We start from the raw sequence: 12,504 nt of genomic DNA, 5'->3' as shown, positions 1-12,504 counted from the left end.
GCTAAACGTATACTTCGTGAATGGATGCGTTGTGAGGGAAATAGGATACAAGATAAAGAGAAGGCGGTGGACGATTAGATGTTGAAGAAAAGTACAGCGGTACTCTTGATGGTGATCGGGCTGCTTGGCGGCAGTCTGCTCACTTTTGCTTATACTGGAACAACCACAGTAGGGAATAGCGCTCTGGGCGAAGGACTGCTGGCGAGTGTAACGGGGAGTAGTTCCTCCTCCAGAAGTGATATCCGCAAAATTGAGACAGCGATGGACCTAATCCAGGGACAATATTATCAGGATGTGGATCGCACCAAGCTGGTGGATGGCGCCATCAATGGAATGATGGAGTCGCTTGGCGATCCGTATTCCTCTTATATGGGTAAAGAAACTGCACAACAGTTCGAGCAATCCATAGAAGGCTCTTTTACCGGGATTGGAGCCGAAGTAGCGGCTGAAAATGGGAAAGTAGTCGTAGTCACACCAATTAAAGGATCTCCGGCTGAAAAGGCGGGTCTACGCGCTAAGGATATTATATTGTCTGTTAACGGTGAAACACTGGACGGTTTGGATCTGAACAAGGCCGTTTCCAAAATTCGTGGACCAAAGGGCAGTCAGGCAAAAGTCAAAATTCAGCGTAACGGTTCTCCTGATCCACTCGAATACACGATTACCCGTGACAACATTGATATGGAAACTGTAACGGCTCATATGGAAAGTGATGGAGTAGGCGTCATTACGATCACCCAGTTCTCCTTAAATACGGCAGAACGTTTCAAGGAAGAGTTAGCCAAGCTGGAAAAACAAGGGCTTAAGGGACTCGTCATTGACGTGCGTAATAACCCAGGTGGGGTACTTTCTGTTGTCATTGATATTGCACAGCAATTTGTACCTTCCGGTAAAACGATTGTACAAGTGGAAGACAAAAATCAGAAGCGTGAGGAAGAGAAGTCCAAAGGTTCACGCAAAAATTATCCGGTGACTTTGCTCATGAATAAAGGTAGCGCAAGTGCGTCCGAAATTCTGGCAGGTGCTCTCCAGCAATCCGCTGGCGCAGTGTTGATCGGAGAAAACTCCTTTGGTAAAGGTACTGTACAAACCAGCTATGACAAGCAAATGGGTGACGGTAGCCTGCTCAAAATCACGATTGCCAAATGGCTAACGCCAAATGGAACATGGATTCATAAAAAAGGGATTAAGCCGGACATCGCGGTGGACCAGCCTGAATACTTTACGGCAGCACCGCTGAACAAGGAAAAGTCCTTGAAATACAATATGAATAGCAGCGATGTGAAAAATGCACAAATCATTCTGCAAGGCTTGGGATACAAACCAGGTCGCGAGGACGGCTATTTTGACAAAGTGACTGAAAGCTCTGTTATGGCTTTCCAAAAAGAGGCGAAGCTGACGGCTAACGGCATCATTGATGCGAAGACAGCATCAGCGATGGAAGCGAAGCTGATTGAAAAAATTCGTGATCCGAAAAATGATAATCAACTCAAGCAGGGGATTGAAGAGATTCGGAAGGAAATGAAGACAGGCGTAGCGAAATAATAGTGAGGCTACAACAAGGGGGCTGGAAACAGCCTCCTTTTTTATTGGGATTTATTTGCAGTCTGTCGGTTTGTCTTCCCTACATTGGCAATTTCATATAAAATAAATGGATATGAAATGTACGTGCTCCGCTATACAGCGGACCAGGGGCATAAGGAGTGTGAATGGACTTGGAATGGGCATTACAATGGGGATGGAGCGTCTTGAATGCTTGCTTGTACCTGCTTTTGCAGCCGTTTTATTATATCTCGATACTCATTGTCGCGCTTGGCTATCGTCGGCAAATGCTACTGGAGCGCAAGCTATTTCATACTAGAATGCATAGCTGGGCTGCAGAGACCTGGCGTGTCGTATGGAGTGGCTTGCTTGCCGGGATGGCACTATCCGTTCTAGGAATGTTCATCAGCGTGCATCTGAACCCGACTTCCATCGTGTGCCTGTGGATAGCCACATTACTGCTCATGCTGGTACGCGTCCGTTACCTGTGTCTTGCTTATTCGGTTGGTCTGCTAGGTGTAGTTCAATTTTTTCTGAACATAGCGAGTGGCTGGCAGCCTGGGGGAGTGCTCGGGACATCGGTAGCAGCTATCCGTGGATTGGATATTCCAGCACTCTTAGTGTTGGTTGCTGTACTGCATGTGGCTGAAGCGCTGTTGGTTCGCTGGCAAGGAGGAAAGGCAGCTACTCCGCTGTTCGTCGAGGGCAAACGGGGGAGATTGGTTGGTGGCTATCGTATGGAAGATCTCTGGCCCATTCCATTACTGTTACTGGTACCCGCTCAGGGAGGATTCATGCTTCCCTGGACACCTTTGTTCGGCGGCGATGCCGGAACAGGGTATATGCTAGCAGCTCTGCCAGTCCTGATGGGCTTTAGCAGTGTGACGCTCGGCCAGCTACCCCGACAGAAGGCAGTACTTACTTCGAACCGATTGCTCCTGTACAGTGTGGCTTTGCTTCTGCTAAGCCTGTTGGCGGCCTGGTGGAGTCCGCTAATCTTGCTGGCAGCGTTATTCTCCTTCTTGGCCCATGAAGCGCTGATTTGGTACGGAAATATAGAGGAAAGCCGTCTTAGTCCGATGTTTGTACATCCCGAGCAAGGGATGCGTGTTCTCGCTGTGCTGCCAGATAGTCCGGCGACAGCTATGGGCATACTGCCGGGTGAGGCCATATACCGTGTGAATGGCATGGTTGTGAACAGCCGTGCCGAGCTGCATCAGGCCTTGCGGATCAACTCTGCTTTTTGTAAGCTGGAGGTACGCAATCTGCAAGGGGAGAGCAAGTTTGTACAGCGAGGCATGTACGATGGCGATCATCATCAGTTAGGGGTCGTGCTTGCACCTGATGCAGACGCAGGCTGGGCTGTATCCATACAGCCGGCCTCCATCTACCGAATTGTGGCCATGCACATAGGTGCACGACGACGCAAAGCAGGACAGGCATCCAAGGCAGAGGGTACGCATTTGGACACCATGGACCAATAGATATTACAACAAGAGGGTAGTCATTATTTGATTAGAATCGAATAAGGCTACCCTCTTTTGTATATGGCGACAGCAGCCTGCTTGAAATGAATATTCTCATCGGTATACAATGAATAATGTAATGGGAAACATTGATGAACCGAATGCCTATCATGTGTGTCAAGCAGGGAGAGGAAAAGATGAACGCGATTCACTTTATTCGAGAGTACATCAGGCACCCACGCAGCGTAGGCGCTGTAATACCCAGTTCAAGACAGCTGGCCAAACAAATTGCGACACCGATTTACTTTGACAAAGCCTCGTGCATTATTGAATATGGGGCAGGGACCGGTGTGTTTACGCAGGAGCTGATTTTGAACAAACGTCCAGATACACTACTGTTAGTGATTGAGGCAAATGAATCGTTTTATAAAAAATTACAAAGCAAATATGGTCACCTGGAGAGGGTACACATCATTCATGGATCGGCCGAGCATGTAGCGCGGTATATGGAACAGTACCAAGTCTCGAAGGTGGATTATATCGTATCGGGGCTTCCTTTCACCAGCTTACCCGCCGCGTTATCCAGCCTCATTTTGGGACAAACGGCCGAGGTGTTAGGCCAAGAAGGCAAGTTTATTACGTTCCAGTATAGCAAAGTTAAGCACAATTTCTTCCGTACTTTCTTTGCAGATATCCAGATTAAAAAGGTAAATTATAATGTGCCGCCAGCCTATGTGTTTACTTGCAGCCTGTGACCCTTCAGCTATGTAGGAGATTAGAATAAATACGAATATCCATACACGGATGATTATGAGAAGATTGGGTCAGCATCATTAAGATGTTGGAACGGTCTTTTTTGTTGTCTACTTTTATGGAAATTTAAGATAAGGGTTATGTTAAATGGCAAAATTCATTTAAGGAATCATATTTTAAAATGGGGCTTAACCTATATATTACATAAGTTGGAACCTGTTAGACTTTTGTAGGATTCATAATAAATCTGAACTTTTGTTAAAGGAGATTTATATATGGTAAAACCGCTGATGTTCATGCGCTGGTGTGAGTATTATGGGTTAAGCGACCGTGAAACAGATTTTGTATCCTTTTTTATGATGAATTTTTCGGCTGCACGATCAGGCAATCAACCCAAACTTAAGGATCAATTTGTTGAGATTCAAAAAAAAGCCTTTCCAGAATACCCCTTTGATATTAGCCCGGAAGAACTGGATTATAACAAATTTGAAGAACTGATGAAACGAGTGTTGAACATTCATTTTGACACAGCCGAACTGCTGTATTCCTTCTATCTCCAAAAGCTGTGTGCACCTTTAGCAGAATACATTTTATCTACTGGAGATGCCGAGCCAGCACGGATCTACTATGAACTTATTCAAAAGGACAAAGTACGGTAGAGATAAAAAAGCCCCTTAGCTAAGGGGCTTTTTTATATTCAGGCTATAAAGTTATTTAATAAGTTAACTCTAGTCAATGTTCTGCTATATAACCATTTGGAATAATCTAAGAATATGGACATTACGTCCCATAAATGGTTCGATATGAAGATTTGATCGGTAAAACGTATAGCAAAGCTGTATTACAACATTTGAAGATCCGAGCAATTCTGAATTTCGGACGGAGAGGAGAGTGTAATCAACCAGATACTTGGAGCTTCGATGGGTGGAATTTAAGCACGAATCTATAAAAAATGAATCTATGGATTAGAGTAAGGCGATGCTGTTCCGGAGCGGTACTTGTATGGGGCTGCTCTTTTCAAATGTAAAGGAGGAAAGTGGTATGAGAGCGAAAAATAGTAGTAGTATTCTGTTCAAACGTTCCAAATGGCTGCCTGTCGTCATGGCCTGCACGATGATAGTAGGGGGGGCTTTACCTGCTCCAGCTGTGGTTCACGGTCAAACGGCAAAGACTATTACTATTAAAGTAGATACATCCAAGGATCGTAAGCCTATTAGCCCTTATATATATGGTACAAATCAGGATTTGACAGGCGATGAAAATATGGCTGCCAGACGACTTGGTGGCAATCGAATGACCGGATACAACTGGGAAAACAACATGTCCAATGCAGGAAGTGACTGGCAGCAATCTAGCGATAACTATTTATGCAGTAATGGTGGCCTGACACAAGCCGAATGTGAAAAGCCAGGAGCGGTGACGACTTCGTTTCATGACCAATCGCTGAAGCTTGGCACTTATTCTTTAGTTACGTTGCCGATGGCCGGTTATGTGGCTAAGGATGGAAACGGAAGTGTGCAGGAAAGTGAAAAGGCCCCTTCCGCTCGTTGGAATCAGGTCGTAAACGCCAAAAATGCACCATTCCAACTACAGCCTGATCTGAATGACAATCGGGTCTATGTGGATGAGTTCGTCCATTTTTTAGTGAACAAGTACGGCACTGCTTCAACAAAGGCGGGTGTGAAAGGATATGCCCTCGACAATGAACCCGCTCTCTGGTCGCATACGCATCCACGCATTCATGGTGAAAAAGTCGGAGCGAAAGAGTTGGTAGACCGGTCAGTCAGTTTATCCAAAGCTGTGAAAGCGATTGACGCAGGTGCAGAAATTTTTGGGCCGGTTCTTTACGGATTTGGCGCCTATAAAGATCTTCAAACTGCACCTGATTGGGACTCTGTAAAAGGCAATTATAGCTGGTTCGTAGACTATTATCTGGATCAAATGCGCCTTAGCTCGCAAGCCGAAGGCAAGAGATTGCTGGATGTATTCGACGTACACTGGTATCCCGAAGCGATGGGCGGAGGCATACGAATTACGAATGAGGTAGGCAATGACGAAACGAAGAAAGCCAGAATGCAGGCACCTCGCACCTTGTGGGACCCAACCTATAAGGAAGATAGTTGGATCGCTCAATGGAACAGCGAGTTTTTGCCCATACTACCTCGATTGAAGCAGTCGGTGGATAAATATTATCCGGGAACCAAGCTGGCAATAACCGAGTATAGCTATGGCGGCGAAAATGATATTTCCGGCGGGATTGCGATGACCGATGTGCTGGGTATCTTGGGCAAAAATGATGTTTATATGGCAAACTACTGGAAGCTAAAGGATGGTGTCAACAACTACGTTAGTGCCGCTTACAAGCTTTATCGCAATTATGACGGAAAAAACTCTACTTTCGGTGATACCAGTGTTAGTGCGCAAACATCAGATATTGTCAATAGCTCGGTCCATGCTTCCGTAACGAATGCATCCGACAAAGAACTGCACCTCGTTGTCATGAATAAAAGCATGGACAGCGCATTCGACGCCCAATTTGATCTTTCCGGCGCGAAGACTTACAGTTCCGGTAAAGTATGGGGGTTCGATAAAAACAGCTCGCAAATTAAAGAAGCAGCGCCAATCACGCAAATTTCAGGCAACCGTTTTACTTATACCGTACCGCCTTTGACGGCATATCACATTGTGCTGACTACTGGCAATGACACGTCTCCAGTGGAAGGTCCTGAAAGCTTTAAGCTGAAAGCTGAGGCTGGTGATGGGAAAGTCCATTTGTCCTGGGATGCTTCCAGCGGAGTTGTAGGATACAGCGTACAGCGGGCAACAGATGAAAACGGCCCTTTCACTGCTGTAGCATCCAACTTGGTCGAAACGTCTTATACGGATACTAACGTAACAAACGGTACTTCATACTATTACAAAGTAACCGCCAAAACCAATAAGGGATCGAGCGAATCCAATATTTTGAAAGCGGTTCCGAAGACGCCTGTAAACGGTCCCGCTCGCTATGAAGCCGAAGAAGGCACGCTGAAGGGAACCATTGTGGAATCCAGCGGGACCGGCTACTCCGGTACTGGTTATGTAACGAATTTCCACAATCCAGGGGATTCCCTGACGATGACGATTCAGGCTCCCACGGCAGGCTTGTACAATCTTACAATCGGCTACCGTTCTCCTCATGATGACAAACGCACCAATTTCTCATTAAACGGCAAAGCGTTTGGCGAACTGTTGCTTAAGAAAACGACTGATTTTAAAGAAACTTCCGGAGGCAAGGTGCTGTTGAATGCAGGCGCGAATATGATCAGTTTTGAAACAGGCTGGGGCTGGTACGATATCGACTACGTCAGACTAGAGCCTGCCGCTGACCGCCCACCTCATGCGGTAACCAAAACGCTTACCAATCCGAATGCGACGGTAGAAGCAAAAGCATTGATGAACTATCTGGTTGATCAATACGGGAAGAATATGCTCTCTGGTCAAGAGGAAATAAACGAAATTGATTGGCTTCATGCCAATGTAGGTAAAAAGCCGGCGATTGCAGCGCTTGACCTGATCGACTATTCGCCAAGCAGAGCGGAACACGGTCTTAGTTCCACAGAGGCAGAAAAGGCGATTGCATGGGATAAGCAAGGGGGCATCGTTACCTTTGCATGGCACTGGAACGCACCGAAAGGTCTAATCGATACGCAGGGAAAAGAATGGTGGAGAGGCTTCTATGCCGATTCGACCACATTCGATATAGAATATGCGATGAATCATCCAGAGTCCGAAGATTATAAATTACTTATTCGCGACATCGATGTGATTGCAGGGCAATTGAAGAAGCTGCAGGATGCGAAGGTTCCTGTCCTATTCCGTCCTTTGCACGAAGCGGAAGGCAAATGGTTCTGGTGGGGCGCCAAAGGTCCTGAGCCTGTTAAAAAGTTATATATTTTAATGCACGACCGTTTGACGAATGTGCACAAATTGAACAATCTGATCTGGGTATGGAATTCTGTTGCTCCAGATTGGTATCCGGGAGACGAGTATGTGGATATTTTGAGCTTTGACTCTTATCCGCAAGCCGGTGATTACAGCCCGCAAATTGCAAAATACGAAGACCTTGTTGCATTGGGCAAGGACAAAAAGCTAGTTGCCATGAGCGAAAATGGACCGATCCCGGACCCTGATTTGATGAAGGCGTATCAAGCTCATTGGAGCTGGTTCGCTACATGGTATGGAGATTTTGTGAGAGACGGCAAACAAAACAGCCTTGAGCATCTGAAAAAAGTGTATAATCATCCGAACGTCATTACGCTGGATGAGCTCCCAACGAACTTAAAAACGTATGGCATTACTGAGCAGCCGTCCGTACCGGGCAGCTTCACGCTGAACGCTGCGGGTGAAACGGCGAAAGTATCGCTAAGCTGGACAGCATCGGCGAGTGCGAAAAGCTATGAAGTGAAGCGTTCGACGACTGAAAACGGCGCGTTCGCCACCGTAGCGAGCGATGTGTACGGAAGCAGCTACGTCGACACAGCCGTAACAGCAGACACGACGTATTACTACCAGGTCGTAGCGAAGAACGATGCAGGACAGACGCTTTCGAACACGGCTAGCGCAATGCCGAAAGCGGATACTCAGCAGCCGACGACAGGACTGCTGCTCCAATATCGCACAGCAGATACTAAGGTGAACGATAATCACCTCAATCCGCAATTCCAAATTGTAAACAAAGGCACAACCTCCATACCGATCAACGAGTTGAAAATTCGCTACTACTACACAATCGACGGTGACCGTGAGCAGACTTTCAACTGCGACTATGCGACGCTGAGCTGCTCAAAGCTGAACGGTAAACTGGTTAAAATGGAGAAGGCTGCAACCGGTGCCGATTATTATTTGGAAGTCAGTTTCAATTCGGATGCAGGCGTGTTAGCACCTGGAGGAAGCACGGGCGATATCCAAACCCGTATTCATAAGACAGACTGGTCGAACTATAACGAAAGTGACGATTATTCGTATAAAGGCACGCAAACCTCATTTGCCGATCATCCTAAAGCTACCTTGTATCATAACGGCGTACTTGTTTGGGGAACCGAGCCGACAGCTAATTAAGATAAATGTTCGATCTAAAACATTGCTGAAATGAGCAGGGGAATTGTATCCTCTGCTCATTTTTTTTGTACAGAGCCTCTATAACTTTAAAATGGATAATGAAGGAAGGGATATGTTTGACTTTTATATTCAGATTAAAGAAATCACGAACTAAAATTACCTCATAATGTTAGAAAAGACGAAAAATATATTTTTCAGTTAAGAGGGGGATTGAAATGGAACATACACCTACGATCCGCTCGACGATAGAGACCGAACTCAAGCAGAGAGGCTATACATTTAGCAGCTTCAGTAAAATATCTGGAATTAACCGTGGTACATTTAGCACTATGCTGAACAGTAACCCACCTAAGCCAATTTCGGTTCGTCAGATGGACCTGATTACCAAGGCATTGGGGTATCCCGAAGGCTGGCTGTATGAGCTGTACATAGATGAATGCTTTCACGAGGGGAAAGGGCACTGGAAACGGATCAAGCCTTTTTTATTGCGTTGTGTGGAATTGGAGAGGAAGGAGTGTATTCAAAAGGTATTGTCGAGACTAACGGAGGATTTGTCGTATGTGTCGACGGTATTTGAGTTTGCAGAAGAACTGCATGAAGGTGGGAAGGAAAACGAAGCTGTCCCTTTTTACGAGTGTGTGATAGAAAACGAAAGATATTACCACTCAGAGCGGTTGGCTGTCAGCCAGTATAGGCTATTTTCTTGCTCTTTAAACAAAGATCTGGAGAATAATCGTCAACAAGCTATAAAATTTGCTCCGTTTCGAAGGAAACTCCCCGATAATTACCAATTAGATGCTTTATTAAAATTGGCTAATGCCTATTTTCAACTTGATGATTGTGGGACGGTTATCCAGTATGCTGAAGAACTAAGAGTACTAGCTACGAATATCTATCAACAGCAGGTCAGAGAAAAATTGAAGAGTCGTGAAGTTAAGCCACTAAACACAGAAAGACGTTTAGTCGTGTATTATGGTCAATCCTTTTTATTAAAAGGAAATGCCTACGAGAAACAAGGATTATATCAGAAGGCCCTGACTTTTATTCCTTATTACGCAGATTTATCTGGGTTTGAAGATCTGGACGATATAGGGAGAATAGAGGCAGAAAAATTTAAAATGTGGGCGAAAGCAAACCAGTTAAATCTGGAAATCCTAATGGGGAAAATGGAAAGCTTACCAGCCTATGTTGAGCTTCTTAGAAATAATCCGCCGGAGATATTACATGGACTATTGACTATTGTTGAGTCAGCTAATGTTTACAATTATCCAATAGATGAAATCTTAACTCTCTTTGCTGAAAAAATTGATAAATTCAAAGAATTAAATACCAATATTTCTTACTATCATACAAATTATAATCTGATTACTTATTCTCGTTTTTTTCTTGAGCTTAGTCGTTATTATTTCAATACAGGAGCTTATTTGAAAGCCATGGATGTTATGTTGAAAAGCTTCAAAGCATCTTCTCAATTGAATGATAAAGCCTACTATATCAAGTCTATTACACTATTATTTGAGAAGTATAAAGATCATTCCACGAACGGACAACGCGAGGAATATGAAAAATTGCTTGAAGAAGTACAGTATAATGCAAACCAGATGATTCCTTAAACTACCAAAAGGCTACTCTTTTCTACTTAATAAGTAGAAAAGAGTAGCCTTTTTTATTTTTCGTAGAATATATAGCTTATTGAGACATTATTAAACCTATCCCTTGCCTTTGAAATCATCGAGCTCACTTTCTAACGTAAACAGTTCTTTTAAAATGCGATAAGCTTTTATTTTAGTCCGCTTCACTCTGCTGTGAAAGAATATAAATGCATTCCCATATCCAGAGCTGAATTTTAAGTTCTTCATCAAGGATTGAAGTTAAAAAACGGGTATACGTTTGAGCCCAGTCTATCGGCTATTTTCTCCAAAATTTTAGTTTGTATATTGTTTCGCCACACTCTAACTTGCTAATATAGGAATCTGTTGAATTAGACACTTCTGCTAACAACACACTTTTTTAGGATTAGCGGATTTTTTATACACATTAAATTCCATAATATATTGAAATGGTGTAGAATAAAGGGTTGACCAACATCCAATTTATTCATATAATTTCTAGTATATTGTAATTGATTGTCGAGGAGGGTGATTTTTAAAATCATCTGAATATGCCGGGGGTGTTTTTATTGGAAAATGCAACCACGATTCGTTCGGAAATTGAGAAAGAATTAAAACTTGGTGGCTATACTTTTAATAGTTTTGGACAAGCTACGGGTCTAAACCGAGGCATTTTTAGTGCTATGCTTAACGGGAATCCGCCCAAGCCTATCTCCGTACGACAAATGGACTTGATCACTAAAGCGCTTAATTATCCCGAAGACTGGTTGTATGACCTGTATGTGGATGAATGTTTTTATGATGGAAGACCACATTGGAAAAGAGTTAAGCCGTTCCTTATTCGCTGTGTTGAAGTAGGAAACCTGCAATGCGTGGAGAAAGTGCTCTCACGCTTAATGGAAGATCTTAACCACATTCCAACAATCTTTACTTTGGCAGAGGAGCTTTATGAAGAAGGAAAGTTAAAAGAGGCAATTCCTTTTTACGAGTGTGTCATAGAAAATGAAAAATACCAACATTCAGAGAGGTTGGCAATTAGTCATTATAGAATTTTTTCAATCTCTGTTAGTGAAAGTATGGAAAAAAGATTGGAGGCTGCACTAAGATTTGTACCCTTTAGAAATCGGGTACCCTTAGAGTACCATTTAGATGGTCTGCTTAAACTGTCAAATCTTTATTTCAACTTGCATCAATGGAAAGAAACAGAGCGTTATGCAGATGAATTAAGAGCGCTTGCAACTATTGTTTGTAGGAGCAGAGAAACTAATAAAAAGAATGTTACATTGAAAACTGAGAGACATTTAGTGGTCTACTATGGTCAAGGTTACTTAATAAAGGGTAATGCTCTGGAAAAACAAGAGAAGTATGAGGAAGCAATGAAGTATATTTCTGGTTATGCCGATTTGAGTTGGTTTGAGAATTTAGGAGAGATTGGACAAAAAGAAGTACAAAAGTTCACCCTTTGGGCAAATGCTAATCAGCTTAACTTGAAAATTCTTATGGGCGATACAGGTAGTTTGCCAATATATATTCAATTTTTAAAAAATAACCCACCGGAAATTTTATTAGGGTTATTAACGATAGTAGAGTCGGCTAACAAGCATGGTTTTTTAATTGAAAATATCCTCCAACAATTTTCCCGCGAAATAAACTCATTTAATGATGAATTATCTATGGAAACCAGTTATTATGAACAATCATTTAGTTATCATACGTATGCTGATTTTTGTTATCAACTAACAATATATATGTTTAATAGCTATTCCTATGAAAATGGTATTTATTATGTTTTAAAATGCTTGAGAAAATGTCTTCAAATCAATAACAAAGAAAAGTTTATGATCTGCACAGCAATATTCGGGAAATTTAGAGCGCAGGCAACAAAAGACCAAATATCAGAATATGAAAGTATCATGGAGGAGGTCTTGATAAGTGCGAGTAAAAAACCTGAGGTTCATTCTAATAATAGGGCTTTTTAGCTTTTTAGAATACTCTCATAACATTATTGTGTTTGGCCATGGGATGGGCGGTTA

General features: G+C 43.3%; 7 protein-coding genes. All 7 read left to right on the top strand.

The genetic code is table 11. The features are described from left to right. Positions 1 to 78 precede the first annotated feature (78 nt). On the top strand, positions 79 to 1,545 hold the full coding sequence (locus ACH59B_RS22710; RefSeq protein ID WP_016822953.1) for a S41 family peptidase: 1,467 nt from the start codon (positions 79 to 81) through the stop codon (positions 1,543 to 1,545). A 164-nt stretch (positions 1,546 to 1,709) separates the two neighbouring features. After that, entirely contained in the window at positions 1,710 to 3,026 is a 1,317-nt protein-coding gene (locus ACH59B_RS22705; RefSeq protein WP_017427073.1) for a PDZ domain-containing protein, read from the top strand. Positions 3,027 to 3,205: 179 nt separating this feature from the next. Beyond that, entirely contained in the window at positions 3,206 to 3,763 is a 558-nt protein-coding gene (locus ACH59B_RS22700) for a class I SAM-dependent methyltransferase (RefSeq protein WP_016822955.1), read from the top strand. A gap of 273 nt (positions 3,764 to 4,036) precedes the next feature. After that, on the top strand, positions 4,037 to 4,420 hold the full coding sequence (locus ACH59B_RS22695; protein ID WP_016822956.1) for a hypothetical protein: 384 nt from the start codon (positions 4,037 to 4,039) through the stop codon (positions 4,418 to 4,420). Between the two features lie 382 nt (positions 4,421 to 4,802). Then, positions 4,803 to 8,861, top strand: coding sequence for a glycosyl hydrolase (locus tag ACH59B_RS22690; protein WP_126666391.1), 4,059 nt, complete (start codon positions 4,803 to 4,805; stop codon positions 8,859 to 8,861). Positions 8,862 to 9,076: 215 nt separating this feature from the next. Then, positions 9,077 to 10,474, top strand: a complete 1,398-nt coding sequence (locus ACH59B_RS22685; protein WP_016822959.1) for a helix-turn-helix transcriptional regulator — start codon at positions 9,077 to 9,079, stop codon at positions 10,472 to 10,474. 566 nt (positions 10,475 to 11,040) lie between these two features. After that, complete coding sequence (locus ACH59B_RS22680) at positions 11,041 to 12,450, top strand: DNA-binding protein (protein ID WP_226888618.1); 1,410 nt, start codon at positions 11,041 to 11,043, stop codon at positions 12,448 to 12,450. Positions 12,451 to 12,504: the final 54 nt, after the last annotated feature.

The organism is Paenibacillus sp. DP01 (assembly GCF_044784315.1).
GTDB lineage: Bacteria > Bacillota > Bacilli > Paenibacillales > Paenibacillaceae > Paenibacillus > Paenibacillus polymyxa.
Note: the sequence above shows the minus strand (reverse complement) of the source record. Positions and strands in the feature narration are given on the sequence as shown.